A 26629-nucleotide genomic window follows, 5' to 3' on the forward strand; every position below is an offset into this window, starting at 1 on the left:
TATCGGGCACAGGCCGTGCGATCTCAGGCCCGGTCGTCGGTGGCGGTTCGGGATTCGTCCAACTCGACGACCACCTCGGCGGGCGGGGTGGCATCCTTGAACACCCACGTCCGGTAGGCATAGAAGCGGAAGGCCGTCGCCAGGGCGATGCCGATGACGTTCGTCGAGATGTTGTAGGTGAGCTGATCGCGCATGCCGAGCAGATACCACGTCACCCCGAGCGGGGCGACGGTGATGACCATGCCGCCGAGGTTGACGACAATGAAGAGGATGATGCCGCGGAGATTCGAACCCGTCGTCCGGTCGCCGTAGGTCCACAGCTTGTTGCCGATCCAGACGACGATCATCGCCACGATCGTCGAGACGATCTTCGCCTTGATCGGGCTGCCGTCGAGGAGCGCGGGGATCGGCCCCAGGCCATACGTGAGGACGTTCGAGAGTCCCACGTCGACGACGAAGCCGACACCGCCGACAGTGAGGAACTTGAAGGCTTCCACCGCGAGGCGTCGCAGCCGGGCCGATACAGACTCTTTCATGACAGCACTACTCTAGGGCGCGAGCTTCCGGACTCGCTGAGCGTCCTCAGGTGTGTCTCGACGTTGTGCCCGCGCAGTGCCGAACCCGATGACGATGAAGAGAACCGCCCGCCAGATACTCGACACAACCCGCCTATCCGATGGCCGCCTCGCGGTCGTGCACTCTCGCGACTCGAGGCCCGGGGCTCCCGCATCTCTATCGACAAGCGACAATTTGCGCACAAGGGGGCTTGTGCTCCCGGCGATGCGGACCTACTCTCAGAAATGGAACCTCGCTCACACAGGAGAAGAAGGAGACGGCGAAATGGCAGACGATCGCCCGGGCGTACCTGGAAATCCGACCCCAGCTGAGCCCACACCCGAAGAACCCACGACCCCGCATCCGCCGCTGCCGCCCAAACCCGATCAGAGCGGTCCTCGGCCGACGACGCCGACAGGGGTGCCCAGCAAGGACAGTCAGGCGGACCAGGCTCAGCAAGGTGACTGGCTGACTAGCGCGCAAGGGGCACGGCTGGTCGACACCGATCATTCGCTCAAGGCCGGCCCCCGCGGACCGGTCCTGCTTCAGGATCACCACCTGCGCGAGAAGATCACTCACTTCGACCACGAGAGGATTCCCGAACGAGTCGTCCATGCCAGGGGCGCGGCGGCGCATGGAACGTTCGTCTCCTATGGCACCGCGAGCAACGTGACAAAGGCGGAGTTCCTTCGCAAGGGCGTCGAGACTCCGGTGTTCACGCGTTTCTCCTCTGTGGTCGGCTCCCGTGGTTCAGCCGATGCCGTGCGAGACACCCGAGGCTTCTCCACGAAGTTCTACACCTCTGACGGCGTCTTCGATCTCGTCGGCAACAACATCCCGGTCTTCTTCATCCAGGACGCCGTCAAGTTCCCTGATGTCGTCCACGCTGCGAAGCCTCAACCCGACCGTGAGATCCCGCAGGCGCAGAGCGCTCATGACACGTTCTGGGACTTCGTCTCGCTGCACACGGAGGCGACCCACCACACGATGTGGCAGATGTCCGATCGCGGCATCCCACGGTCCTTCCGCACCATGGAAGGCTTCGGAATCCACACATTCCGAGTCGAGAACTCAGACGGGGACACGTCGCTCGTCAAGTTCCATTGGAAGCCGACCGCCGGGGTGCATTCGCTCGTCTGGGAGGAGGCTCAGATGGTCAACGGCATCGACCCGGATTTCCACCGTCGAGACCTTGCCGACGCGATCGAAGCAGGGGCCTTCCCCGAGTGGGAGCTCGGCATCCAAGTGTTCCCCGACACCCCCGAGGAGACCTTCGAGGGGATCGATCTCCTCGATCCGACGAAACTCGTACCCGAAGAGCTCGTCGCCGTCCAACCGATCGGCAAGCTCACTCTCAACCGCAACCCGAGCAACTACTTCGCCGAAACGGAGCAGGTGGCGTTCCATCCTGGACATCTCGTACCCGGCATCGATGTGACGAACGACCCACTCCTCCAAGGAAGGCTGTTCTCGTATCTCGATACGCAGATCTCTCGCCTCGGCGGACCGAACTTCAGCCAGATCCCGATCAACCGCCCCCACTGTCCGGTCAACGACCTCTTCCGTGACGGGATGCACCAGACCGCCGTGCACACCGGGGTCGCCCCGTACAAGCCCAACACCTTGGACGGCGGAAACCCCTTCACTGCCGACCCAGATGACGACCATACGTTCGTCGAGATCGCCCAAGAGCTGCCGAAGTCGGTCAAGGAACGCCGCTCCCCGGTCTCGTTCGACGACCACTTCACGCAGGCCCGCATGTTCTGGCTCAGTCTCACACCCGTGGAACAGTCGCACCTCGTCGACGCCTTCACCTTCGAGCTCGGAAAATGCTGGGACGAGACGATCAGGCAGCGCGAGGTCGACGTACTGGCGGCAGTCGACGCCGAACTCGCCCAACGGGTCGCTTCGGGTCTCGGGCTGAGTCCGGGAAGGCCGAACACACCCCCTGCCGACGACGTAGCCGCCAGTCCCGCACTCTCCCAGATCGGTGAGAAGTGGCCGGTCGACGGCCGCAGAGTCGGAATCGTCACCGGGCCGAAGACTGACCCGAAGCACGTCGTCACGGCTCGCGACTTCCTGGTCGAGGCGGGGATGGTGCCGATCACCATCGCTCCTGTCGGCGGTCGGGTCGGAGATGTCCCCGTCGAGCGGACCTACCTCACCGCTGCCTCAAGTGAGCTTGATGCGCTGCTGCTCCTCGACGGCGTCGACGCCGACCCGGTGGTGGGTCTGCTGCTTTCCGAAGCGTGGCGGCACCTCAAGTTCATCGCAGTCGCCGGTGGTGCAGACGCCCTTCTCGAGGAGTATGGGGTCCCTGCTTCCGACCCCGGCATCTTCACCGGCGCTCAGGTCAAGAGCCTTCTGACGAAGCTGAGAACCGGATTGGAAGAGCATCGAGCCTGGTCACGGGCTGACAGCTGATCCGCTGCGGTCCTGAGTACGGCCCTCGCTGGAACCCGTGTGACACGGGTGACAGCGAGGGCCGTACTCAGCGTCCCGGACGCTCAGCTCACTTCACGTACTCGGGGAACTCCGCAGGTGTGCCGCGCTGGGCGGCTGGGCTGATGTCGATGCCGTAGTCGCGGGCGAACCTGACCTCGGACCCGGTGTAGACGCCATCGACGCCCTCTTCGAGGGTGAAGACGCGGGCACCGCGCAGTTGGTTCCGCTTCTCCCCCGGCAGCCCGTAGGGTCCGAAGCCCGTCGACGGAGAGTAGCCGAGTTCGATGCCGAAGTAGTTACCCGAATAGGTGTTGATGTGGTCGTGACCGACGAACAGGCCTTGCACATCGCCTCTCGCGAGCATCGCGTTGAACATTCCGGAGTTGAACGGCCCCGGGCACTCGTTCTCGTTCCGCTCGCCGACGATCGAGTGCTTCTTCTTCGCCGCCGGGTGGGCGGACTCGCCGCGGAAGTCGATGCTCGAGTACCACATCATCCGGTGCTCGTGGAGCGCGATGTGCTGGAAGACGAGGCCAGGGACGAGACGACCGGCGCGCTCTTCGAGGGCTCGTGACGCCTGGGCGTACCATTCGATCTGGTCGAAGCGCAGCCAGTCCCAGTTCGGGTAGCCCTCGAGGCTCTGGCCGGCGATCTCCTTAGGGGCGTAGCGGCCGGAGTCGAGGAGCCAGATGGCGAAGGCGTCATCGTCGCCGGTCGACGAGGAGACCGTGACCACCTGATTCGAAGTGCCGGTGACGTCGGCGCCGGTGGTGTTGAGGTTGTAGCGGTACTGGCTGATGAAGTCGATCATGTCGGCCTCGTCGAAGCCCGTCTTGCCCGTGCTGTCCTCGTCGTGGTTGCCGAACGTGAGCGCCCAGGGAATCTGCCGCTGCTCCATCGGCAGGACGACGTTGTTGATGGCCTGTTTGACCTCGGTGACCGTCTTCGGACCGCCGTCGATGACGTCGCCGTTGATGACGACGAAGTCCGGCTTGGCATCGTCGAGGACCGCATTCTGCAGTTCGGTCGTGCGCACATCCGTCGTGTGGGAGTCCTGAGTGTCGTTGAACTGAACGATGGTGAACGCGCCCGACGCGGGGAACGCGAGCTCCCCGCGCACGATCCCCTCCTCGGACCGACCCTTGTCCTTCTTTGCCTTCTTCGGCTTCTTGTCCTTCCACGGCTTCGCCGCCGCGGGCACCGCGCCGATTCCGGCCAGTCCGGCGCCGAGCGCCGTCACGCCTGCGGCTTGGAGCATGCCGCGCCGGTTCCACGCCGCCGAGCCCTTCGAGCGCTCGCTGTCTGCTCGGTGATCCTCGGTGTCGTTGGGGGTGTCGTCGTTCATTCTCCGCCTCTCTGTCGCGTTCGGCTGCGACGCGGACATGCGCACAGCCACGACGATCGAGACTATGGACGGACAATGTCATCGGATTGAACCCGGAGGTAACTTCTGCGGACGAAACCACGACCCCAGAAGTTCACTCAGGGCGCGCGACCGCCTTCGACACCCCTCGCCGCTGAGGTCTTCGTCACGTTCGGCCCGCTATGCGTCCTTTTGTGTCATGGGCACCACAGCCTCATCACACACCTTGGCATGCTGAATCGTCCGCACATGTGCCCTCACCCGGTGCCTGTGCGCCCTGACGAGGGAGCAGGCCACCGCCTGCCACCCACCCCAGACGTCCCAGGAGGAGAGGCCCGTGATCGAACTGCGCGGTCTGCGGAAGGTGTTCGGACACACCGTCGCGCTCGAAGAGATCGATCTCAGCGTGCCTGCGGGAGAGATCCACGGCATCGTCGGTCGCTCCGGCGCCGGCAAGTCGACGCTCATCCGCTGCCTCACCGGCCTCGAGCGTCCGACCTCGGGCACGGTGTCGATCGACGGCACCGACCTCACCGAGCAGACGGGTGCCGGGCTGCACCAGGCCAGGCGCAACATCGGCATGGTCTTCCAGCACGTCAACCTCCTCGATTCGCGCACCGCGCTCGACAATGTCGCCCACCCGCTGCAGATCGCCGGTGTCGGCAAGGCCGAACGTCAGGCGAAGGCCCGGGAGCTCCTCGAGTTCGTCGGCCTCGGCGACCGCCTCGACAACCATCCCGCGCAGCTCTCCGGCGGTCAGCGTCAGCGCGTCGGCATCGCCCGCGCACTCGCCGCCGAACCGAAGGTCCTCCTCTGCGATGAGCCGACCTCGGCCCTCGATGCCTCGACGACCGAACAGATCCTCGGGCTCATCCGCTCCCTGCGCGACCGTCTGGGCATCACCGTCCTCATCATCACCCACGAGATGTCCGTCGTCCGCGAGATCTGCGACTCCGTGACCCTGCTCGCCGATGGTCGGGTCGCGAAGACCGGGAAGCTCGCCGAGGTGATCGCCGAACCGGGTTCGTCCCTGGCCAAGGATCTCGTCCCCCTTCCTCCCGTCAGCCTCGGCGACGGTGAGTCCGGGATCGTCGAGGTGGCTCTGGCGGGCACGACGCTGCCGCGGGTGCTCACGTGCGCGGGCAGCGTCGACATCGGTGCCGATGCGATCCTCGCCGGTGCCGTCGAGACCGTCGAGGACCGTCAGGTCGGTCGCATCCGCTTCTCCGTCTCCGGTCCCGACCAGGCGGGGCAGCTCATCGCCGCCTTCGACACCGCGGGCATCCACGCCGAGGAGGTGGCAGCGAAGTGAACGATCCCATGTGGTTCGACAACCCCGCGATCACCGACCAGATGTGGCCGGCGACGATCGAGACCCTGCTCATGACCCTGTGGTCGACGGGACTCGCCGTCCTCCTCGGGCTGCCCTTGGGGATCTGGCTGTTCACGACGTCGAAGGGCGGGCTCAACTCGCACCCCGTGCTCTACCGGGTGCTCTCCCTCATCGTCGACATCACCCGCTCGATCCCGTTCATCATCCTCATCATCGCCCTCATCCCGTTCACCAGGTTCATGGTCGGCACGGCACTGGGGTGGCAGGCGACGGTCGTCGCGCTCACGGTCGGGGCGATCCCGTTCTACGCCCGCCTCGTCGAGAACGCCCTGCGCGAAGTCTCCGAGGGCAAGGTCGAAGCGGCCCTGATGATGGGGGCCTCGAACGGCCAGGTGATCCGGCAGGTCTACGTCCCCGAAGCCCTGCCCGGGCTCATCGGTGCGGCCACGGTCACCGCGGTCACGCTCGTGTCGTACACGGCGATGGCCGGGGCGGTCGGCGGCGGCGGACTCGGAGCGCTTGCGATCTCCTACGGCTACCAGCGCTACCAGTCGGACACGATGCTCGCCTGCATCATCGTCCTCGTCCTCATCGTCGCCCTCATCCAGTTCACCGGCGACCGGATCTCCCGCCTCGTCGACCACCGCTGAGGCGGCCCGACCCGCACCCTCCCGTGGTCGCACCGCGGACCCGACAGACCTTCACCAACGAACGACACAATCAAGGAGAGTCATGAAGACCACGCTCATCGCAGTCGCCGCGGCAGCGACCCTGGCCCTGACCGGCTGCGGCCTCGTCGGCGGCGGCACCGACACCGTCGGGCAGAAGGACGGCGACGTCACCAAGCTCACAGTCGGCGCCACCCCGGTGCCGCAGGGCGACATCCTCCGCTTCGTCGACGAGAACCTCGCCGCCGATGCCGGACTCGACATCGACGTCAAGGAGTACACGGACTACACCCTGCCGAACAAGGCGCTCTCCGACGGCGACATCGACGCGAACTACTTCCAGCACAAGCCGTACCTCGACTCCGAGATCGACGGCCAGGGCTACGAGATCACCGGCTTCGAACCGATCAACCTCGAGCCCTTCGCTCTGTTCTCGAACAAGGTCAAGGACGTCAAGGACCTGCCCGAGGGCGCGAAGATCGGCATCAACAACGATCCCGCCAACCAGGGTCGAGCGCTGAAGATGCTCGAAGAGGCCGATCTCATCACCCTGAACGACGGCGTCGACGCGGTGAGCGCGAAGCTCTCCGACGTGCGTGACAACCCGAAGAACATCGAGTTCGTCGAGGCCGACGCCGCCCAGCTCGCGCGCACCCTGCAGGACGTCGACGCCTCGGTGATCAACGGCAACAATGCGCTCGAGGCCGGCCTCAGCCCCGCCAAGGACGGCATCCTCATCGAATCGGCCGAGAACAACCCGTACGGCAACTTCCTCGCCGTGCGTACGGAGAACAAGGACGATGAGAACATCAAGAAACTCAACGACCTGCTCCACACCCCCGAGGTGAAGAAGTTCATCGAGGAGAAGTGGTCCGACGGTTCGGTGCTCCCGAGCTTCTGATCGGCTGAGCAACGCAGTCTCGCTGAGATCACAGAAAGCGCCCGTCCGAGGGTGGATCCCGCATGGATTCCGCCGTCAGGCCGGGCGCTCTCGCACGTACGGCCTCGAGCCCTCAGTGCCGTCTTGCCCAATGGGGGGCTGCGCATGAGCCCGAGGACGTTGCCGAAGGGGTCGATCACCGAGGCGGTGACGAACTCCTCCCCGCGCGGGGTCACCGGTGAGTGCACCGAGGCGCCCCGTGAGACGAGGTCGTCGAGCGTCGCATCGACGTCGTCGACGTGCCAGTACGTCACCGAACTGCTGCCCGGTGCTGTGCCCTCCGGCGCGAAGACCCGGCTCATGATGCCCAGTTCGTCCTCGTCTGGTCCGATGCGGAACTCGATGTAGGCCGGCTCGCCCTCGGGCGGCTGTAGGAAGTACGGTGAGATGCCGAGGACGTCGGCGTACCAGTCGGCCGCCGCGGCGACGTCGTCAGCGGTGAGGACCATCGTCGTCAGACCTGTCAGAGTGCTCATGTCGTTCTCCTTGATCGGCGTCGTGTCGACGCGGGTGTGGGGTCATCGTCGATGATTCCGCCCAAAGTGCTCATCCTCTGACTACTTTTCCTGGAATACTCGGACCATGCGCGCGGACAGACTTCTCGCCCTCCTCCTCTTCCTCCAGAGCCGGGATCAGGTCACCGCCGCCGAGGTGGCCACCGAACTCGAGGTCTCCCTCGCCACCGCCCGACGCGACCTCGAAGCGCTGTCGGCCGCCGGAGTCCCGGTCCACGTCCGGCCCGGGCGCGGAGGCGGGTGGGGGCTGCTCGGGGGTGCGCGTACGAACCTCACCGGGCTCGGCGGGCCCGAAGCGCGGTCGCTCTTCTGGATGCTCGGCACGGCCGGGCTCTCCGACCCCGACACCCGGCTCGCCACGCGCAAGCTCATCCGCGCGCTTCCCGAGAGCCTGCGCGCCGAGGCGGAGGTCCTCGCCACGACGATCCACTACGACCACACCCCGTGGAGTCGGACGCCGATGAGCGACGACGCGTTCCGGGACAGACTCGAGGCTCTGCGCGCCGCTCTTATCGGTGACCGCCTCATCGAGGCCGACTACACCTCACGCGAGGGCACCGGCCGCCACACGGCCCTGCGGCCGCTCGGACTCGTCGCGAAGGCCGGCGTCTGGTACCTCGTCGCCGACCCTGCGGACACCGCGGACACCGCAGACGGAGCTCGGACCTACAGGGTCGACCGCCTCGGCGGTGTCGTCGTCGGACCCCCGCGTCCCGAGGATGACCCGACGAGGACGGGTCGCCCGCGCGATTTCGATCTCGCCGGATTCTGGGCCCGCCACGTCGCCGAGGTCGAATCCCTGCGCTCATCGGTCACGGCACGGATCCGCTGTCCGGCCTGGACGCTGCCGATCCTGGAGGCCCAGTTCGGCCGGTACCTCACGGTCGTCACGGAGGAGGACGACACCGTCATCGCGACGGTGGGCGCCAACCTCGTCGTCGCCCTCGCCGAGCAGCTCGCAGGCTGGGGACGGACCATCGAGGTCCTCGACCCGCCGGAGGTGCGCACCGAACTCGCCCGCATCGGCGCCGAACTCACAGACGCCTACTCGCACTCCCCCACCGATGACACAATGCGAAGACACCCACATCCGACTCGACGAACCCGGGAGGCACCATGACCACGACGATCGGCATCATCGGCGTCGGAGAGATCGCCTCGGCGATCGTCGACGGACTGTGCGCAGCTGAAACACTGGACGCAGCGGGCAGCGACACCGTCGCCCCACAGATCGTCCTCTCCCCACGCAGTCGCGAGCGCGCCGCCGACCTCGCCGAACGTCATCCGCGCGTCGCGGTCGCCGCCGACAACCAGGACGTCGTTGACCGCAGCGACCTCATCATCGTCTCCGTCCTTCCCGACCAGGTCGACGACGTCCTCACCGCCCTCGAGATCCCCGCCGACCGCACCGTCGTCAGTGCGGTGGCGGGAGTGACCTCGGACCGGCTCCACGCGCTCCTGCCGCACGATCCCCGCATCGTCCGCGTCATCCCGCTGCCGGCCGTGCGCGAACGCCGCGGGGTCACCGCCGTCTTCCCCGCCGAGGCGACGACCGTCGAACTCTTCGACCGCCCCGGCGGCACCGTGGTCGCCGAGACCGAGGCGATGTTCAGCACACTGTCGGCGACGACGGCGACGATGTCCGCGCACTTCGCCTTCCTCGAGGTCATCACCGACTGGCTCATCGACCAGGGTTGGGCGCGCACCGATGCTGAGACCATCGTCCGCGGACAGTTCGTCGGTCTTGGGACGACACTGGCAGAGACCGATACGCCGATCTCCGAGCTCGTCGCCGCCAACGAGACTCCCGGCGGACTCAACGCCCAGCTGCGGGCCGCGTGGATGGACGAGGCCACACGGGCACGGCTCGCGGGGGCGCTGACGGCAGTGCTCGAGCGGGTGAGTGGCTGACCGACCCCGACGCAGGTCACATACGGCGGGTCCCTATAATCGCAATCATGCCTCAGCCGTCTCCGATCACCGTCTCGATCACCCGCACCGTCCTGCCCGGACAGCACCGCCGCTTCAACGCGTGGGTCCAGGCCGGACAGGAACTCGTCCGCGAACGCACCGGCTACCTCGGGTCCGGGTGGGTGCGGACCTCTCCGGACTCCGACGAATGGCACGTGCTCTACCGCTTCGCCGACGCGAAGTCGCTCAAGGCCTGGGACGAATCCGACGACCGGCAGTGGTGGATCGACAGCGCCGCCGAACTCGTCGAGACGACCAAGGTCGAGCACCGCACGGGCATCGAGGGCTGGTTCGAACCTCAGGGGGAGAACGCGGTGACGATCCCGGAGACCGTCGTCCCGCCGAGGTGGAAGCAGGCCGTGAGCATCTTCCTCCCCTTCTTCCCCCTCAGCCTGCTTTCGACGTTCCTCCTCATGCCCCACCTCGAGAGTTGGCCGCCGGTGCTCGCGGTCCTCCTCAACATCTGCATCCTCACCCCGCTGATGACCTACATCTTCCTGCCCGTGAGCACCCGGCTGCTGCGCCCGTGGCTGCAGAAGCCCCGGAACTGACGACGGGCACGCAGGGCGGCGCGGACCGCGCCGACTCCAACCAGCCGGGTGAGCCGGGGACGCCGATCGCTCAGAACAGCCCGGTGATGTCCCCGTCCTCGGTGACGTCGATCTTCAGCGCCGAGGGCTCCTTCGGCAGACCGGGCATCGTCATGATGTCCCCGGCGATGACGACGAGGAACCCCGCTCCAGCCGAGAGCCGGACGTCCCTGACCTCGATGACGTGGCCTGTCGGCGCACCGCGCAGGCTGGGATCGGTGCTCAGCGAGTACTGGGTCTTCGCGACGCAGATCGGCGCGTCCCCGTAGCCCTCATCGGTGATCTGCTTCAGCTTGCGCTTCACCTTCGCAGGGATCTCGACGTCGGAGGCGCCGTAGATGCGCTGGGCGATCGTGCGGATCTTGTCCTCGAGGGGCTGGTTCAGCTCGTAGCTGTACCGGGCACGCTCCGCCGGGTCGCCGTCCCCGGCGTTCTCGGCGGCCTCGACGACCGCCTCGGCGAGGCGGAGCGCACCCTTGCCTCCGTCGGCCCAGTGGGTCGATTCGACGGCGGCGATGCCGAGCGAGTCAAGCTGCTCGATCGCGGCGGCCATCTCCTCATCAGTGTCCGAGGGGAAGCGGTTGAAGCACACGACCGGGGTGAGGCCGAAGATGTCGCGGAGGTTCGTGCAGTGGTGGACGAGGTTGCTCATGCCCTCGAGCACCGCCTCGGTGTTCGGGGTCTGGACGTCCTTCACCTCGATGCCCCCGTGGTACTTCAGGGCGCGGAGGGTGGCGACGACGACCACGGCCGAGGGCCAGATCCCGGCGGCCCGGCACTTGATGTCGAGGAACTTCTCGGCCCCGAGGTCGGCGCCGAAGCCGGCTTCCGTGACGACCCAGTCGCCGAGGGTGAGCGCCGCCTTCGTCGCAAGCAGGCTGTTGCATCCGTGGGCGATGTTGGCGAACGGTCCGCCGTGGATGAACGCCGGGGAGTGCTCGAGGCTCTGGACGAGGTTGGGGGCGAGCGCATCGCGCAGCAGCGCGGTCATCGCGCCGGCCGCACCGATGTCGGCCACCGTGACGGGGGTGCGGTCGCGGGTGTGGGCGAGGACGATCCGTCCCAGCCGTTCCTTGAGGTCCGCCACCGACGTGGCCAGGCAGAACACCGCCATGACCTCACTGGCGACGACGATGTCGAAGTGGTCCTCGCGGGGCACTCCCCCGTTGAGCCCGCCGAGGCCGACCGTGACGTTGCGCAGGGTCCGGTCGTTGAGGTCGACGACCCGGCGGATGTGGACGCGGCGGGGGTCGATGTCGAGTTCGTTGCCGTGGTGGATGTGGTTGTCGAGCATCGTCGCGGCGAGGTTGTTCGCAGCGGCGATCGCGGCGAAGTCCCCGGTGAAGTGGAGGTTGATGTCCTCCATCGGCACGACCTGGGCGTATCCGCCGCCGGCTGCCCCGCCCTTCATCCCGAAGACCGGTCCCATGCTCGGTTCGCGCAGGGCGAGCACGGCCTGACCGATCTCCGGGTTCGTCTTCGCCAACTCGTTGAGACCGTCGGTGAGGCCGATGCTCGTCGTCGTCTTGCCCTCACCGGCCGGTGTCGGGCTCATCGCGGTGACGAGGATGAGCTTGCCGTCCGTGGCCGACTCCGCGGCCGCGTCGAGGACATCGATGGGAACCTTCGCCTTCGTCCAGCCGAACGGGACGATGTCCTTCGGATCGAGGTTCAGCGAGGCGGCGATGTCGACGATGGGATCGAGCTCGGCGGCGAGGGCGATGTCCAGATCAATGCTCATAGTGCCCATCATGCCTGCCGTAAGTCGTTTTGTGACAGCCGACACCCGGGGAATCTCCCGCACGGCACCTGAGTCCCCTCTCCCCCTGTCCGGCACCGTGATCTCGTGTCAGTCCGAGGGTCTATCGTCAGACCATGGACGAGGACCGCCCGCCACCCGAGTTCGTCTCCGTGACCGTCCGCTCCGATGCCCACTCGCCGCCGACGACGGCCGAGGTCGCGACATGGCAGCTGGGCCCGGTGAGCGGAGACAGCCGCGGCGACGTCGTCATCTGCCACGGCACTCCGTGGTCGTCACGGATGTGGTGGCCGTTGGCGCGCGCCCTGAACTCGACTCACCGTGTGTTCCTCTGGGACATGCCCGGCTACGGTGCCTCGATCGCTGCCGCCGAGGCGGGGGCCCCGTCGATCTCGTCGCCCAGCGCCGTCGGCTGACCGAGCTCATCCGCCTGTGGGGTCTCGAGCGACCGAACGTCATCGCCCACGACATCGGCGGGGCCGTCGCGCTCGGTGCGCATCTGCTCGAGGGAGTCGAGTTCGCCTCGCTCCACCTCAGCGACATCGTCACCCTGCCTCCGTGGGGCTCACCGTTCTTCAGGCACGTCGCGGACAACGAGTCGGTCTTCGCCGCCCTTCCCCCGCCGCTGCATCAGGCACTCGTCCACGCCTACATCACCGGCGCCGGCGGACCGGACTTTCCGCAGGGATGGGTCGATGAACTCACTCGACCGTGGTCGACTCCGGACGGGCAGGCGGCGTTCTATGCGCAGATCGCCGCCCTGTCACCGGTGGACACGGAGCCGATCTCCGAGCGCCTCGGCCAGGTCCGCTGCCCCGTGCGGATCGGCTGGGGCGAGGACGACCCGTGGCTCCCCGTCGAGCAGGCGGGCCGCCTCGCCGAAGCGCTTCCCGGCCCGGTCGATGTCACCCGCTTCCCCGGGGTCGGGCATCTGGCCGTGCTCGAGGCTCCCGAAGCGTTCGCCGCTGAGGTGACCGCGTGGCTGACGATCAGCTCGGCGTGAGGTCGCCGGGAGCTCCGCTCCCGACGAGCACTACCGAGCATGGTGTGCGGCGCGGAACTCCTCCGGCACACTGCCCTGTCCGGTGGCGAGGTCGGCGGCGAGTTCGCCGATCATCGGGGCGAACTTCGCTCCGTGACCCGAACACGCGGAGACGAGGACGACGCCGTCGGCGGAGTCGATGAGGAAGTCCTCGCTCGGAGTGTTCGTGAACAGGCAGGTCGTCTCCGCGTAAGGTTCGGGGGCGAGGCCGGGCAGGTGCTCTCGGACGTAGTCGGTCATCCGCTCGCGCATCTCGGGGGTGATCCGGTCGTCCTGGTCGAGCGCGGAGGGGATCACCCTGCCCCCATTGAATTCCGCGAGCTTGAGCCCCGAGAAACCGGCGTCGCGCCCACCCGGCAGCCCATAGGTGAAGATCTCCCCCGATTTGTGGATGAACGTCGGCCACGCTGCCGCAGGCTGTCCCGGGTCGTCTGCGTCGCGATAGGGGAAGTGGAAGGCCTGCTCCTGCCGCACGTCGAACCTCGGCAGCGCAGCCCGGAAGCCCTCCGGCAGACCGAGGTGAGGGAGGAGGGCCGGCAGGTAGCCGCCGGCTGCGACGATGACGGTGTCCGCGTCGACGGCACCCCCGCTCGCCGAGGTGACACGGAAGCCGCCCCCGGACCGTCGCCCCACCTCGGCGACGGTCCAGTCCTCGAGGACGCGGACCCGATCGGTGGCGACGGCGAGGTCGAGCATCGCCGTCACCGCGGTCTCGGCGTCGATGACGCCGGCTGCGGGATGCCAGAGGACCTCGGTGTCGAACCTCATCTGCGGCCACCGCGCGGTCGCCTCTGCCGAGGAGAGCACCTCATGTTCGATGCCGACGGTGTCGAACACGGCGGCGAGCTCGCTCACGTGCCTGACCTCGCCGTGGTCGACGGCTCCGGTGGCGGTGATGAGTTCGAGACCGGCGGCCTGCTCGATGTCGGCCCACAGCGCGCGGGAGGCGACGACGAGGTCGACGTAGAGGCGCTGCGGATAGGCGAAGCGCAGTATCCGCGCCGAACCGTGAGAACTGCCCAGCGCAGTGGCCGGTGTGTGCTGCTCGAGGACGGTGACGTTCTCTCCGCGGTCGGCGAGCGCACGTGCCGTCGCAGCACCGGCGAGTCCGGCTCCGATGACGATGTGCTCGGTCATGGAGAGCCTCCCCTTGGGTGACGACTGCGGCTGTCCTCCGAGCCTAGACCGTCTGGCAGGATCCGGCGAACGCGGATCGCACTATGCGGTAGGCACGAGCTCCCGCCTGTTCGCAGCCATGATCGACAGGGCCACGGCCGCCGCGGCCACGGCGATAGCGCCCCAGATGCCGACGACCGCCCAGGCCGCACCGGCGATGACGAGCAGCGGGGCGAAGGTCACCGCGGCGATCTCGACGGGGATGACGGGCAGGTAGGCGAGCGAGAAGTCCTCGAGGGTGCGCGACTTGAGCTTGGGGTCGACGATGCGCAGCAGGGCGATGCCCGTGGCCACGGCTCCCGTCGCCCAGCCCCAGGTGAAGAGCTGGCGCTCGAACCACCCTTCGCTCATCACCCGCGGGGCGACGACGAGGCCGAGGAAGAGGCAGAGGGCGAGTCCGACGATGAAGAGGATGAGCAGCGACAGCCACTGGTCGGCGACGAAACTCGGGACGACCGAGGCGATGCCGCAGACGATGAGGACGTCGGTCGCGGTGCCGGAGATCGAATTCTGCGTCTCCTTGTCGATGAACTTCGTCGTCTTCGTCGACACGAGGATGCCACGCAGCAGCAGTCCGACGATGAAGGCGATCGAGAAGAGGGGGAAGGTCACCGCGGGCATGAGATCGCCGAGGATGAGGTTGACCCCGTACGCACCGGCCGCGACCGCGACGATGATGCCGGCCTGGAACGTCAGGGATTCGATCGCACTGGCGGAGAACATGTGCGTGCCGATGCGCGGCTTGTCCTCGTCGTGGTCGAGGACGCCGGTGCGCAGTTCCGTGGGGACCGTGCCGATGCCGGCGAATTCGCGCGCATAGCCCTTCTTGGCGCCGAACTTCGCCTGGATGATCCCGCCGATGATGCCCGTGAGCATGCCGACGGTCGCGGCAGTGAAGGCGAGCGACTGCACGGAGGGGTCGCCTGCCTCGGTGAAGACGGTGCCGATCGCCGCCGCCGAGCCGAACCCGCCGGCCCATCCGGCGAAGAGGAGGAGTCCGACATGGTCGGGTGCGCCGAGGAGGGGGCCGAGGAGGAAGAGGACGAGCCCCATGCCCAAGGCCGTCTGGGTGGCGTAGATGAGCACCCCGTAGCTGGCGAAACCGGCGACCGAGCGGCCGATCTTGAAGATGTTGAAGTCGCTCGTCAGCGACAGACACGCGAAGACGACGACGATGAGCAGGGAGCTGTACGTGCCGAGCTGGTCGGAGAAGGGCAGCCAGCCGAGACCGTTGGGTCCGAACGCGAGACCGATGAACCCGGCGATGACGCCTGCGGGGACCATCATCGTCTGCAGGACCCGGATCCGGGCACGGAGGATCGTGCCGATGACGAGGAGGCCGCCGATGAGTCCGGCGTCGACGAGCAGGGCGTAGGGGGTGAAGGGTGTGGGATCCACGGGGCGGGTCTCCTAGCTCAGGGCATGCCTGAGGGCATGGCGGTGCGATGGGCGGCAGCCGGGGGGCCGACAGGCAGGCGCGGGGCCGGTGCCTACTTCGGGTCGGGCAGCATTCCCGCGGCAGCGACGGCGCTGCGGACGATCTCGGGCAGCCCGTACTCGGCCTTCCAGCTGAGCAGCGCCGAGATCCGGGTGACGTCGGCGACGAGGGCAGGCGGGTCACCGGCCCGCCGCTGCCCCATCTCGGGCACGATCTCACGTCCGGTCGCCTCGGCGATGGCGTCGATGACCTCCCTGACGGAGGCTCCGGTGCCGGTGCCGACGTTGAACACGGTTTCGGTGGTGTCCCCGGACTTCATGTAGTCGAGTGCCGCGATGTGGGCCTCGGCGAGGTCCTTGACGTGGACGTAGTCACGGATGCACGTGCCGTCGGGAGTGTCGTAGTCGTCGCCGAAGATCACGGGGGCCTTGCCGGCGGCGAGACGTTCGAGGACGATCGGGATGAGGTTCATCACCGCGGTGTCGGCGAGTTCGGGCCAGCCCGCGCCGGCGACGTTGAAGTAGCGCAGCTTGACGGCGTTGAAGTCCTTGCCGCGCATCGTCGCCGAGGTGATCGCGTTGTCGATCATCCATTCGCCGATGAGCTTGGTCTCCCCGTACGGGTTGATCGGTCGGCAGTCGAGGTCCTCGGGAACGAGCGCGACGTCAGGCATGCCGTAGGTCGCGGCCGAGGAGGAGAAGACGAGCGAGTCGATGCCGGTGCGGTCGACGGCAGCGAGCACGTTCGCCAGCCCCCCGATGTTCTGTCGGTAGTAGTGCAGGGGCAGTTCGACGGATTCGCCGACCTGCTTCTTCGCGGCGAAGTGGATGATCGAGTCGACGCCGTGCTCCTCGATGGCGGCGACGAGGCGGTCCTCGGCGTCAGAGGCTGCGAGGTCGAGGTCGAGCACGGGCAGTCCGTCGACGCGTTCGGCGATGCCCGTCGAGAAGTCGTCGACGACGAGGACGTCGTCACCGCGCTCCGTGAGCAGCCGTACCACGTGCGAGCCGATGTATCCCGCACCTCCGGTGACCAGAACCGCCATGCATCTCCTTCATCGCTGTGTCAGTGACCGGCATCCCGGATTGCGCCTCGGCGATGCCGGGTCAAGCTTAGACGGGCCGGGGGTCCGGGCGCCACGTGCGCTCCTGACCAGCGCTGATTCGGCGTTCGGGTGCCTTGTCCGCGGCCGGCGGGGTGACCGGTGCGGAGATCAGGTGTCGATGACCGCGGCCGTGACGAGGTGTTCGGCGATGGCCAGCGCCGAGGTGGCTCCCGGGGAGGGTGCATTGCGGACGAACATCGTCGGTCCGGCCCGGTCGATGACGAAGTCGTCGACGAGGGTGCCGTCGCGGTTCATCGCCTGGGCTCGGATGCCCCGGGTCGCCCGGTGCCCGGTGGCCCCGGCGAGCTCGGGCACATAGCGGGCGGCTTCGGCGACGAAGCGCTCGGTGGAGAGGACGCCTCCGATCTCACGCCAGGCGGTGGCCATATTGCCGGCGGCGAATCGCCAGAAGCCTGTGTCAGCGGCGACGGCAAGCGAATCGCGGAGGCTGAACCCGAGCCCCGAATAGCCCTCCCGGGAGAGGGAGAGGAAGGCGTTGGGTCCGATCATCAGGCCGCCGTCGATGCGGCGGGTGACGTGGACGCCGAGGAAGGGGTATTTCGGGTCGGGGACCGGGTAGACGAGGCCGTTGACGACGTCGCCGGCACTGTCGTCGAGGATGAAGTACTGGCCGAAGAACGGCACCACCGAGGGCTGGCGGCTCTCTCCGGAGCGGGCGGCAAGTCGGTCGGATTGGAGGCCCGCGCAGGCGATGACGGCATCGAATTCGTGGGCGTCCCTGTCCGAGCGGACGAGGGCACGCTCCCCTCGCGGTCCCCGACGGCGCTCGATCCGGGACACCGGCGTCGAGAAGCGCACCCGACCGCCTCGGCGTCGGAAGTCGGCGACGACTGCTGCGGTGAGTCCGGGATAGTCGATGATCGCCGTGTGGGGTGAGTGGAGGGCGGCGACGCCGCGAACGCCCGGTTCGACGGCACTGAGCTCATCGGCGTCGAGCATCGCGACGTCGGGGACGCCGTTGGCTTCGGCCCGCTCGAAGATGGAGCGCAGCCGCGTGACCTCGACGTCATCGGTGGCGACGACGACCTTCCCGCACTCGTCGACGGCGACGTCGTGGGCGTCGGCGAACTCGCGCAGCAGGGTCACCCCGCGACGGCACAGCGTCGCCTTGAGGCTGCCCGGTTCGTAGTAGAGACCCGCATGGACGACACCGGAGTTGTGTCCGGTCTGGTGCGCGGCCGGTCCGCTCTCCTTCTCGTAGAGGGTGACATCGACCGCGTCGTCGCGCAGGAGAAGCTCTCTCGCGACCGCGGCACCGATGATGCCCGCGCCGATGACGGCGACACGTCTGCCCATGGGCGCCCTCCTGCGGCGGCTCGGCCGCCCTCGATCATCACGGTTCTCGCACCCTATCGAAGGATGTCGACATACGCGACGAACGCCTCGCAGACTGGACTCCTCTCGAGGGTGTCACCTCTGTAGTTCTCATTAACGACGCTTAAGACGGAGGTTTGATCAGGACAGTCCGGCGGGACCGATCTGCCTTCTGAGCGCTCATCCACGCGTCGGACGCGGCCCGAATCTGCCGCCGCATCGCCACTCCTGCCAGGCAGGAAGAGGGGACCCGGCGGCCAGGTGCTCATCGATCGACCGAAGCCGCCCAGCTGGGTGTCCGGTGAATCTCGCCCGTAGTTGAATTCATAATTACTACCCACTACACCTCTGCTGGACTCTGCACTTTCTACCTTCCGGTAACAGTAACGGATTTATAACGTTATGAATTACCTCGTGATTACTTTTTCATGACTCCGTAATCTCGTAATGGAACGCTCGGCAGACTGCCGGTGCGCACTCAGCCAATGCTCAAGAATCAACGCCGATCTCTTCCGAAGTGGGGGCCATGACGACTCGCAGCCGATCCAGCAACCGACGTCGCGCCACGCTGGGCGCAGTCGCCGCCGCCACGGCGGTCGGCCTCACCGTTCTCATCACCGCGCCGGGGACCGCTGTGCCCGTCGACCCGGATGAGCTCGCCGAGGCCCACGGCCAGCTGATCGACACCGACATCATCAGCGCCGACCTTCTCGACGTCGCCTCCGCCCGAAGCACCTACCCGTCGAGTCCGACCGCGGATCACACTCCTCTCGATGTGGCCGCACTGCAGGCGCTCAACGTCCAACTCCCGAACGTCTCGCTGCCGCTGATCAGCGGTGACGACGGAAACGGTCTGCTCCACCTCGGCGAGGTCGGCGCGCTCAACGCCTTCGGTCATGCTCCGTCGTACGACAGCGCAGTCGCGAGTGCAGGCGCAGTGGGCGAGGACGGGGCGATCAACGTCGATCCTGCCAACCCCGGCGCTTACGGCAATGCTCGGGTCAGTCTCACTCCCCTGCTGCGACAGCTCGGGCTCAGCGATGTCACCGATGAGGTCGTCGATGACCTCAGCCTCGAACTCGGTGCGCTGGCCTCGCGTGCCGAGGCTGACTCCGAGACCGTGAGTTCGGATTACGTCGTCGCAGACGGCGTGCTCACGCTCTCCAGCCCTGCCCTGGCGGACCTCTCGGATGCCCTCGAGGCTGCTGTCGACGGCTCCGGCAGCGCGCTCGAGGATGCCATCGGCGACGAGGGGCTCGCCGGCGAACTCGCGAAGATCGGTGTCAACGTCAACGCAGGCATCGCCTCGGTGGGGGTCGGCGGAGCGGACACCACAGTCAGTGTCGAGGTCAGGGATGCTCTCAACAGCGTCGTCGAGAACGCCGTGCGGGACAAGCTCGAGGACAAGTCGGGCATCGTATCGATCGACATCGCAGAGGGGGACATCGCGATCGATCTCGCGAAGATCGTCGAGGGAGGCAACGGCGAGGATCTCAATGGACTGGCGCCGAACACGAAGGTGCTCACCTCGAGCACGATCTCGACGATCACGACAGCCGTCGCCGATGCTCTCGGGGCGCTCAGCGGTCGTGTCAACGAGACTCTCACCGAGGCACTCAACGATGTGCACGTGAAGATCGAGCTGCCCGGACGGATCTCGGCCCTGGGTGTTCCCGCGGTCACCGGCACCGTGACTGTCGACGCGACTCTGGGGCAGCTCGCGGGAACCGATTCCTCACAGCCCACGGTGACGACCGATCTCTCGTTGCTCGGAGTCCCCGTCGGGACCGTGCTGGGCGCGATCACCACGCCGGTGATCGATGCGGTCCTCGCGGTGACGAAACCGGTCGTCGGTTCGATCATCACCGCGACCGCCGAGGAGGTGTCGGGCTCCGTCACGGGACTGATCGATCCCGTCCTGAGGACTCTCGACCCAGCTTTCGGGGCACTTGACGAAGTCATCGACCTCACCATCAACGAACAATTCACTACGCCGGTGCCACAGCAGGGCGATCGGGCGGAGGCGTTCGCAGCCGCGGCGGCACCGCGGGACATGTTCACGGTCAACGCGGTCAGCCTCGAGGTCCTTCCCGGCGCCGACGCGGTCGACGTCAACCTCGCGTCGTCGTCGGTGCGCACCAGCGCCGAGGACGAAGCCGACCCGGACGCGAACACGAACGCCGCGGCATCGGCGTCCGCGTCAGCCACCGCCGACGACGACGGCAACCCCGCAGCCCAGGCTGCCTCGGAGGCCGCAGCCGACAACGATGCGAACACGACCGCGTCGGCAGCAGCTGACGTCAACGCTGAAGCGGCGGCCGAATCGGCAGCCACCGAGGATGCGTCGTCGCAGGCTTCGGCCGATTCAACGACAGATCCGAGCGCCTCGTCGACCGCGGCGTCGCAGGCTGCGGCGCAGGCGGACAACACTGACGACACCAATGCGGAGGCCTCCGCAGCCGCTGACGCCGGACCTGCGGCCGCCGCCAAAGCCGCGTCGACCGCTGACTCGTCGAATGAAGCCTCGGCGCAGGCTGCGGCCGATGCCGACGCTTCGACGGATCCGGACGCTGCGGCAGACCCAGACGCGGCCGCCGACCCCGACGCGGCCACAGATCCGGACGCTGCGGCAGATCCGGACGCTGCGGCGGACCCGGACGCAGCCGCGGATCCCGACGCGGCCGCCGACCCTGATGCAACCGCGGATCCGGACGCGGCGGCAGATCCCGACGCCAACGCTGACCCAGACGCCTCGGCGGACCCGGACGCGGCAACCGACCCCGACGCCTCCACGGATCCCGACGCAACGGCAGATCCGAACGCCTCGGCGGACCCGAACGCGGCAGCCGACCCCGACGCGGCAGCCGATCCTGACGCGGCAGCCGACCCTGACTCAGCCGCGGACCCAGATGCTTCGACAGACCCGGATGCCTCCGCGGATCCCGATGGCGCAGTCAACGTCAACGCCGCCGCTTCCGCCTCGGCATCGGCCACCGCCGACGACAACGGCGACCCCGCCGCACAAGCCGCGGCACAAGCCGCAGCCGACGAAGACGCGAACACCACCGCCTCGGCGGCAGCCAACGAGAACGCCGAAGCAGCAGCCGAGTCCGCAGCGACGGAAGACGCCACCACCGACACCACCGCCGATGCGACAACGGATGCGAACTCAGCGGCCAAGGGAGCAGCCAAGGCAGCAGCCAACGCCGACGGCACGGACTCGACGAACGCCGATCAATCAGCGGCAGCGAACGCCGACGCCTCCTCAGCAGCCGAAGCCGCCTCAACCGCCGACTCATCCACCCAGGCCTCCGTGGAAGCAGCCGCCAACGCCGACGCCTCCACGGATCCCGACGCCACCGCAGACCCGGACGCTGCGGCAGATCCGGATGCTGCGGCAAACCCAGACGCTTCGGCGGATCCCAACGCCTCTGCCGACCCCGATGGCGCAGTCAACGTCAATGCCGCTGCTTCCGCCTCGGCATCGGCCAATGCCGATGACAATGGCGACCCCGCCGCACAAGCCGCGGCACAAGCCGCAGCCGACGAAGACGCGAACACCACCGCCTCGGCAGCTGCCAACGAGAACGCCGAAGCAGCAGCCGAGTCCGCAGCGACGGAAGACTCCACCACCGACACCACCGCCGATGCGACAACGGATGCGAATGCCGCCGCCAACGAAGCCTCGCAGGCAGCCGCCAACGCGGACAATGAGGATGACGCCGATGCCGACAAGTCGGCGGCAGCGAACGCCGATCAATCAGCAGCGGCGGAAGCAGCCTCGAATGCCGACTCGTCGAGCAAAGCCTCCACGGAAGCGGCCGCGAATGCCTCCTCAAAGGCGTCTGTCGACGCCGCCTCCGACCGGAATGCGTCGACGTCGGCGACTGCCGACTCGGACTCCCGGTCGTCCTCTACCGCAGCCTCCGACGCCGGTGGTTCGGCGAGTTCCGGTGGTTCCGCCGGATCAAACGGTTCGTCCAGCTCCGGCGGAGCGGGCGGTTCGGCGGGGTCGAGCGCGAACGCATCCGGAGGTGGTGGCGACTTGCCGAGGACGGGCACCGATGGCCTGACGGCGATGCTCGGATTCGCCGGTCTGCTCCTGGCCGCCGGCGCGGCGGTCACGCTGGCCACTCGCCGGAACCGGAACTCGGCAGGCCGATGAGATCAGCGGTTTCAGAATCAGGAGGACTGCCTCGCCGGACAATGCTTGAGACTCAGGTCACACGAGGGTACCGTCAGTGGAATACGGGAGGTGGTTCCGATGACCGGAGTCAATGAGGATTTCTATCAGCCGTCGACCCACCCGGGCGACATCATCGAAGTCATGGACGAGGAGACCGGCGAGATGGTCAAACGCCGGATCATTCTCGATGAGTTCGGGAACGGCACGAAGACGAGGCCGCTCGAAGAGGGCGAAGAGGACGAGCTCCCCGAGAGCACCTGATCTCCGTCACCACCAGGCGCGGACGGTCTCCGTCGGTCCGTCCACCTCGGTGAAGCCCGCGTCGATGACGCTCACGGGCCTGCTTGCCGTGCGCCAATCGGCCTCACTCGGAGTGACGACGCGGAGACTGAAGTCGGCTTCTCGCCATCGGTCTCGCTGCTCCGGCGACATCTGCTCGAAGGCGAGTTGGGCCCCGTGGGCGACCTGAGCGGCGGCCTTGCCCGTCGTCAGAGTGACCAGCGGGGAGAGTTCGATCGTCACGACCGCCTCGGCGGCGGGCACGGAGGTCTCTCCCTCGGCGGGGAACTCCGTGCCCCCGACCTGCAGCTTCGACAGCTGCGGCGGCAGCGGGGAGACCGGCCCGGGCGGAAAGACCGACGCCTCTGCCGGCGCATAGTCTTCGGTCCCACCGAAGCTCACAGTCACGCTGCCGAGAGCACGGGCATCCTCGAGCTTCTTCCCGTCGCCGCGGCGCACGACCTTGCGGATTGCCCCGTCGCGCCAGTATGCGACAGCGTCGCTCCACTCTCCGCCCGGCTGCGAGCGCGGATCGTCGAGGAACGTGACCACGGCTCTCGCCGTGGCCTCAAGCACGTCGATGTGGCGAGACAGACCCGTCTTCGACTTGCGGACCACGATCGGCAGCGACCACGGGACTTCATGATCGGTCTCGTGTCGGCGCATCTGTTCGATCCGCGTCTGCTCTGACATCTGCTTCCTCCGTCCCCCGCCGGCTCCCCGGCCTCGGCACATTCGTCGACGCGAGCGCGTGTGCCTTCGCGTGCCCTTGTCGATCACTCACTTCGACTATGACAACGTCGCCGGCCACCGCTTATTCCCGCCGAGACCGGTTACGGGCGCGGGCCGCCGGGAGATCGCCCGGACCGCGCACTCCGGGGTCCGCGACCCCGCGAGTAGGCTGGACGGTGCACGTCCGCGCGTTCAGAGATCCGAAGAGGGACACGATGACTCACGATGCGACCTCCCCTTCTCCGCAGGGGTCGACCATGCCGCGGGACATCCGCGAGGCGCTGTCGACGCAGATGCGGGAAGTGCTCCGGGTCCAGGATGCTCGCGCCGCCGAATGCCGGAAGGCCGCCGACGATGTCGTCACCGCCCGTAAAGGACGGGAGGCTGTCCCCGACGATTCCAGGGACGCCCTGGCGCCGACGGAGTTCGCTGCTGCCCGAGCCGAGTACCGTGCCGAACGCGCCTTTTGGAATGAGGACGGACCGACGATGGCACAGAGGCTTGACGCGTACATCCGGGTCGGCGACGTCGAGGTACCCGTGCGCATCCACCGACCCACAGACGACTCGATGCTCCCGGGTGTCGTCTTCCTCCACGGAGGAGGTTTCTCCCTCGGCGACCTCGATACCCACGACCGGATCGCACGGGTGATCGCTGTCGCCTCGGGAGCCGCCGTCATCGCCGTCGACTACTCGCTCTCTCCGGAGGCGGTCTTCCCGCAGGCGCTGCTCGAATGCGCCGCCGTCATCGACCGCCTCGTCGCCCATGGCGGCACGTTGGGCATCGACGGCAGCCGGTTGGCCGTCGCCGGCGATTCCGCCGGGGCGATGCTCGCCCTCGGAGCGGCCCTCCTCCTGCGCGACGAACCCGAACGCATCCAGCACACACCCGAACGCGTCGGCGTCGAGAAGGCGTTCACCTCCATCAGGGCGCTCCTCCTCTTCTACGGCGGTCACGGTCTCACCGACTCCGAGAGCAGGCGACTCTTCGGCGGCGCATGGGACGGGATGACCCCGGAGGCTCTCGCGTCGATCGCCGCTCTGCACTACTCGTCCCCCGCAGACGCAGAGAGCCCCTACGTCGACCACCTCGGCGCTGATCTCCGCGGCCTTCCCCCGACCTTCATCGCCGCCGCCGGACTCGACCCTCTGCGCGACGACAGTCGCGCCCTCGCGGCTCTCCTGCGGCGGGCGGGCACCGAGGTCGAATACATCGAGTACCCGCAGGTCCTCCACTCCTTCCTCCACTTCGGCAGGATGCTCGACGAGGCGAACGCCGCTCTCGAGGCGGCCTCGACGTTCGCTGCATCACACCTCGGTCGGGTGGACTGACGCCGACAGCCTCTGGGGTGTATCGTTGGAGGCCTTGCGATCTCCGCTCTGCGGAATCCCTGCGTCGTCAGGACCTCTCGACTCTGCGCACGCTCTCACCGGCTGCGGCACACGACATTCCTCTCGGCGAACCAGAACGCGGTCCCGCGTTCGGACACCCTGCCGGGAAGTTCCGCTCCCTCCGCACACGCGGATGCCGAGTACCCCGGCGCGTCGAAAGGCCACGCCATCACTGCGTCCACGACCACTTCCGCCCGTTCGTTCTCCGACCTCGGCGTCCCCACCGTTCTCGTCGATCAGCTCTCGGCCGACGGCAAGACCGCAGCGTTCCCCATCCAGCAGGACACGCTCGGTGACACCCTCGCCGGACGCGATGTGCTCGGCCGCGGGAAGACCGGTTCGGGCAAGACCCTCGCCTTCTCCATCCCCATGGTCGCCCGGCTCGCCGAGACGCAGCCGTCACGACCGGCCAGGGGCCGCGCCCCGCGCGGTCTGATCCTCGCTCCTACCCGTGAGCTCGCCACGCAGATCGCAGCGGTACTCGACCCGCTCGCCAAGGCGTGCGGGCTGACGACTACGACGATATTCGGCGGGGTCAAGCAGAAGCGGCAGGAGACCGCGCTGGCCGCCGGCGTCGACATCGTCGTCGCCTGCCCCGGTCGGCTCGAAGATCTCCTCCAGCAGGGCATCGTCTCCCTCGACTGCATTGAGGTCACCGTTCTCGATGAGGCCGACCACATGGCCGACATGGGCTTCCTGCCCGGCGTCACCCGACTGCTCGCGAAGACCCCGGTCAAGGGTCAGAGGATGTTCTTCTCCGCGACCCTCGACAACGACGTGGACAAGCTCGTACGACGGTTCCTCCACAACCAGGTGCTCCATTCGGTCGACGATCCGACCTCACACGTCGACGCGATGACCCACCATCTGTTCGAAGTCACCCCCGAGGACAAGAGCGAGCTCGTCCACCGGCTGGCATCTGGATCCGGTCGCCGGATCCTCTTCACCCGCACCAAGCATCGCGCCAAGAGGCTGGCCCGGCTGCTGACGAAGCAGGGTATCCCGGCCGTCGACATGCACGGCAACCTGTCCCAGTCGGCCCGGGAACGCAACCTCGCCGCATTCGCCGAGGGCGGCGTCAAGGTCCTCGTCGCAACCGACGTGGCCGCCCGCGGTGTCCACGTCGATGCCATCGAACTCGTCGTCCACGTCGACCCGCCCACCGAGCACAAGGCCTACCTCCACCGCTCAGGTCGCACCGCGCGCGCCGGCAGCGCCGGTGATGTCGTCACCATCATGACGCCCGAGGAGCGCAAGGACACCCTGGCACTTCTGCGCAAGGCGAAGATCTCGGTCAAGCCGCAGAAGGTCACCGCCGACTCCGCTCAGGTGAGCCCGCTCGTCGGCGAGGTCGCCCCGTTCGTCGAACCCCAGGAGGGCCAGCCGGAGAAGGTGCGGGGAACGGAGGCCGCACCTGCCGGCCAGGCTCCATCGCACAAGCGCTCCGCGCGTCGCCGCCGCGGTCGCCGCGGTACCGGCGGACAGACTGGTGCGAAGTCCGGCGCGCCGACTTCAGAGAACACCGCGTCGACGACGCGCAGCTCCCGATCCGGTGAGTCCCGTACCGGACGCGCCCACAACGGCACGAAGGGTCAGGGACGCACCTCTGACAGGTCCCGGTCTCGCGCGGACCAGACGCGAGGGAGTCAGTCCCGCGCCGCGGCCTCGTCCCAGGGCGGGACGCGGCGGAGTTCGGATGCGCGCGGGACCACCGCGGAGACCCGTCGCCGCAACCGCTCACGCGCCGGCGGCTCCCAGCAGGTCTACTCGACGAGCAGCTGAGGCGGCACGGCCGGATCCTCGGCC

The 26629-nt window shown here is 67.7% G+C and carries 21 protein-coding genes and 1 pseudogene; 13 read left to right on the forward strand and 9 right to left on the reverse strand.

The annotated features are described in order from the left end of the window. Positions 1 to 23: 23 nt before the first annotated feature. The gene (locus tag AC0VYB_RS14120) at positions 24 to 536 is read right to left on the reverse strand and encodes a GtrA family protein (RefSeq protein WP_167560457.1); all 513 of its coding nucleotides are present in this window, start codon (positions 534 to 536) and stop codon (positions 24 to 26) included. 304 nt (positions 537 to 840) lie between these two features. Here AC0VYB_RS14120 and AC0VYB_RS14125 point away from each other — a divergent pair, with 304 nt between their 5' ends. After that, positions 841 to 2979, forward strand: a complete 2139-nt coding sequence (locus tag AC0VYB_RS14125; protein WP_040341229.1) for a catalase — start codon at positions 841 to 843, stop codon at positions 2977 to 2979. An 88-nt stretch (positions 2980 to 3067) separates the two neighbouring features. Here the strand turns inward: AC0VYB_RS14125 and AC0VYB_RS14130 are convergent, their stop codons facing one another. Next, entirely contained in the window at positions 3068 to 4345 is a 1278-nt protein-coding gene (locus AC0VYB_RS14130) for a metallophosphoesterase family protein (RefSeq protein ID WP_475384755.1), read from the reverse strand. A 355-nt stretch (positions 4346 to 4700) separates the two neighbouring features. Between AC0VYB_RS14130 and AC0VYB_RS14135 the strand changes: the two genes are divergently transcribed. The 3 genes from AC0VYB_RS14135 (at position 4701) to AC0VYB_RS14145 (ending at position 7265) form a co-directional block, all read left to right on the forward strand. Further along, on the forward strand, positions 4701 to 5675 hold the full coding sequence (locus AC0VYB_RS14135; protein ID WP_475384756.1) for a methionine ABC transporter ATP-binding protein: 975 nt from the start codon (positions 4701 to 4703) through the stop codon (positions 5673 to 5675). Then, positions 5672 to 6346 (forward strand): methionine ABC transporter permease, encoded by a 675-nt coding sequence (locus AC0VYB_RS14140; protein ID WP_009376267.1) that lies wholly within the window; start codon positions 5672 to 5674, stop codon positions 6344 to 6346. Before AC0VYB_RS14135 ends, AC0VYB_RS14140 begins: the two co-directional genes overlap by 4 nt. Before the next feature lie 82 nt (positions 6347 to 6428). Beyond that, positions 6429 to 7265, forward strand: a complete 837-nt coding sequence (locus AC0VYB_RS14145; RefSeq protein WP_063250670.1) for a MetQ/NlpA family ABC transporter substrate-binding protein — start codon at positions 6429 to 6431, stop codon at positions 7263 to 7265. A gap of 212 nt (positions 7266 to 7477) precedes the next feature. Here AC0VYB_RS14145 and AC0VYB_RS14150 read toward each other — a convergent pair. After that, positions 7478 to 7780 (reverse strand): annotated as a pseudogene (locus tag AC0VYB_RS14150) (VOC family protein); the annotation flags it as partial. Between the two features lie 106 nt (positions 7781 to 7886). Between AC0VYB_RS14150 and AC0VYB_RS14155 the strand changes: the two are divergent. The 3 genes from AC0VYB_RS14155 to AC0VYB_RS14165 are packed head-to-tail and all read left to right on the forward strand — an operon-like array spanning position 7887 to position 10341. Then, the gene (locus AC0VYB_RS14155; protein WP_475384757.1) at positions 7887 to 8939 is read left to right on the forward strand and encodes a helix-turn-helix transcriptional regulator; all 1053 of its coding nucleotides are present in this window, start codon (positions 7887 to 7889) and stop codon (positions 8937 to 8939) included. Next, positions 8936 to 9730 carry an NAD(P)-binding domain-containing protein gene (locus AC0VYB_RS14160; protein ID WP_475384758.1) on the forward strand — a complete coding sequence of 265 codons (795 nt, stop codon included), beginning with the start codon at positions 8936 to 8938 and terminating at the stop codon, positions 9728 to 9730. Before AC0VYB_RS14155 ends, AC0VYB_RS14160 begins: the two co-directional genes overlap by 4 nt. Positions 9731 to 9777: 47 nt before the next feature. Beyond that, positions 9778 to 10341 (forward strand): antibiotic biosynthesis monooxygenase, encoded by a 564-nt coding sequence (locus AC0VYB_RS14165; protein WP_063250675.1) that lies wholly within the window; start codon positions 9778 to 9780, stop codon positions 10339 to 10341. Positions 10342 to 10411: 70 nt separating this feature from the next. On the opposite strand, the gene AC0VYB_RS14170 is transcribed toward AC0VYB_RS14165, so the two are convergent. Continuing rightward, positions 10412 to 12121: a formate--tetrahydrofolate ligase gene (locus AC0VYB_RS14170; RefSeq protein ID WP_201671973.1), complete on the reverse strand. Its 1710-nt coding sequence runs from the start codon at positions 12119 to 12121 to the stop codon at positions 10412 to 10414. 134 nt (positions 12122 to 12255) lie between these two features. Between AC0VYB_RS14170 and AC0VYB_RS14175 the strand changes: the two genes are divergently transcribed. Then, positions 12256 to 12555, forward strand: coding sequence for an alpha/beta fold hydrolase (locus tag AC0VYB_RS14175; RefSeq protein WP_236586968.1), 300 nt, complete (start codon positions 12256 to 12258; stop codon positions 12553 to 12555). A 14-nt stretch (positions 12556 to 12569) separates the two neighbouring features. Further along, positions 12570 to 13142, forward strand: coding sequence for an alpha/beta fold hydrolase (locus tag AC0VYB_RS14180; RefSeq protein WP_259800935.1), 573 nt, complete (start codon positions 12570 to 12572; stop codon positions 13140 to 13142). Between the two features lie 30 nt (positions 13143 to 13172). On the opposite strand, the gene AC0VYB_RS14185 is transcribed toward AC0VYB_RS14180, so the two are convergent. The 4 genes from AC0VYB_RS14185 to lhgO form a co-directional block, all read right to left on the reverse strand. After that, positions 13173 to 14318: an FAD-dependent oxidoreductase gene (locus AC0VYB_RS14185; RefSeq protein ID WP_475384759.1), complete on the reverse strand. Its 1146-nt coding sequence runs from the start codon at positions 14316 to 14318 to the stop codon at positions 13173 to 13175. Between the two features lie 81 nt (positions 14319 to 14399). Next, positions 14400 to 15755 carry a sodium/glutamate symporter gene (locus AC0VYB_RS14190; protein ID WP_063250680.1) on the reverse strand — a complete coding sequence of 452 codons (1356 nt, stop codon included), beginning with the start codon at positions 15753 to 15755 and terminating at the stop codon, positions 14400 to 14402. Between the two features lie 92 nt (positions 15756 to 15847). Beyond that, positions 15848 to 16840, reverse strand: coding sequence for a UDP-glucose 4-epimerase GalE (galE, locus tag AC0VYB_RS14195; RefSeq protein WP_063250682.1), 993 nt, complete (start codon positions 16838 to 16840; stop codon positions 15848 to 15850). Positions 16841 to 17008: 168 nt separating this feature from the next. Further along, entirely contained in the window at positions 17009 to 18217 is a 1209-nt protein-coding gene (gene lhgO, locus AC0VYB_RS14200) for an L-2-hydroxyglutarate oxidase (protein ID WP_313450131.1), read from the reverse strand. Between the two features lie 544 nt (positions 18218 to 18761). Here lhgO and AC0VYB_RS14205 point away from each other — a divergent pair. Together AC0VYB_RS14205 and AC0VYB_RS14210 are read left to right on the forward strand one after the other, a co-directional pair. Next, positions 18762 to 22400, forward strand: coding sequence for a choice-of-anchor G family protein (locus tag AC0VYB_RS14205; RefSeq protein WP_475384760.1), 3639 nt, complete (start codon positions 18762 to 18764; stop codon positions 22398 to 22400). 99 nt (positions 22401 to 22499) lie between these two features. Further along, positions 22500 to 22682: a hypothetical protein gene (locus AC0VYB_RS14210; RefSeq protein ID WP_475384761.1), complete on the forward strand. Its 183-nt coding sequence runs from the start codon at positions 22500 to 22502 to the stop codon at positions 22680 to 22682. A gap of 6 nt (positions 22683 to 22688) precedes the next feature. Here AC0VYB_RS14210 and AC0VYB_RS14215 read toward each other — a convergent pair whose 3' ends face one another. Then, positions 22689 to 23393, reverse strand: coding sequence for a peptidyl-tRNA hydrolase (locus tag AC0VYB_RS14215; RefSeq protein ID WP_475384762.1), 705 nt, complete (start codon positions 23391 to 23393; stop codon positions 22689 to 22691). Between the two features lie 254 nt (positions 23394 to 23647). Here AC0VYB_RS14215 and AC0VYB_RS14220 point away from each other — a divergent pair, with 254 nt between their 5' ends. Both AC0VYB_RS14220 and AC0VYB_RS14225 read left to right on the forward strand, forming a co-directional pair. Next, positions 23648 to 24763: an alpha/beta hydrolase fold domain-containing protein gene (locus tag AC0VYB_RS14220; protein WP_475384763.1), complete on the forward strand. Its 1116-nt coding sequence runs from the start codon at positions 23648 to 23650 to the stop codon at positions 24761 to 24763. A 228-nt stretch (positions 24764 to 24991) separates the two neighbouring features. Further along, complete coding sequence (locus AC0VYB_RS14225; protein WP_475385266.1) at positions 24992 to 26605, forward strand: DEAD/DEAH box helicase; 1614 nt, start codon at positions 24992 to 24994, stop codon at positions 26603 to 26605. Positions 26606 to 26629 lie beyond the last annotated feature (24 nt).

It is taken from the genome of Brevibacterium sp. Z349TD_9 (genome assembly GCF_056173565.1).

Coding starts and splice junctions, on each gene's coding strand:
- AC0VYB_RS14220 (WP_475384763.1), top strand. CDS start 23,648: ATGACTCACGATGCGACCTCCCCTTCTCCGCAGGGGTCGACCATGCCG.
- AC0VYB_RS14145 (WP_063250670.1), top strand. CDS start 6,429: ATGAAGACCACGCTCATCGCAGTCGCCGCGGCAGCGACCCTGGCCCTG.
- AC0VYB_RS14125 (WP_040341229.1), top strand. CDS start 841: ATGGCAGACGATCGCCCGGGCGTACCTGGAAATCCGACCCCAGCTGAG.
- AC0VYB_RS14205 (WP_475384760.1), top strand. CDS start 18,762: ATGACGACTCGCAGCCGATCCAGCAACCGACGTCGCGCCACGCTGGGC.
- AC0VYB_RS14160 (WP_475384758.1), top strand. CDS start 8,936: ATGACCACGACGATCGGCATCATCGGCGTCGGAGAGATCGCCTCGGCG.
- AC0VYB_RS14130 (WP_475384755.1), bottom strand. CDS start 4,345: ATGAACGACGACACCCCCAACGACACCGAGGATCACCGAGCAGACAGC.
- AC0VYB_RS14170 (WP_201671973.1), bottom strand. CDS start 12,121: ATGAGCATTGATCTGGACATCGCCCTCGCCGCCGAGCTCGATCCCATC.
- AC0VYB_RS14120 (WP_167560457.1), bottom strand. CDS start 536: ATGAAAGAGTCTGTATCGGCCCGGCTGCGACGCCTCGCGGTGGAAGCC.
- AC0VYB_RS14210 (WP_475384761.1), top strand. CDS start 22,500: ATGACCGGAGTCAATGAGGATTTCTATCAGCCGTCGACCCACCCGGGC.
- AC0VYB_RS14165 (WP_063250675.1), top strand. CDS start 9,778: ATGCCTCAGCCGTCTCCGATCACCGTCTCGATCACCCGCACCGTCCTG.
- AC0VYB_RS14175 (WP_236586968.1), top strand. CDS start 12,256: ATGGACGAGGACCGCCCGCCACCCGAGTTCGTCTCCGTGACCGTCCGC.
- lhgO (WP_313450131.1), bottom strand. CDS start 18,217: ATGGGCAGACGTGTCGCCGTCATCGGCGCGGGCATCATCGGTGCCGCG.
- AC0VYB_RS14155 (WP_475384757.1), top strand. CDS start 7,887: ATGCGCGCGGACAGACTTCTCGCCCTCCTCCTCTTCCTCCAGAGCCGG.
- galE (WP_063250682.1), bottom strand. CDS start 16,840: ATGGCGGTTCTGGTCACCGGAGGTGCGGGATACATCGGCTCGCACGTG.
- AC0VYB_RS14215 (WP_475384762.1), bottom strand. CDS start 23,393: ATGTCAGAGCAGACGCGGATCGAACAGATGCGCCGACACGAGACCGAT.
- AC0VYB_RS14185 (WP_475384759.1), bottom strand. CDS start 14,318: ATGACCGAGCACATCGTCATCGGAGCCGGACTCGCCGGTGCTGCGACG.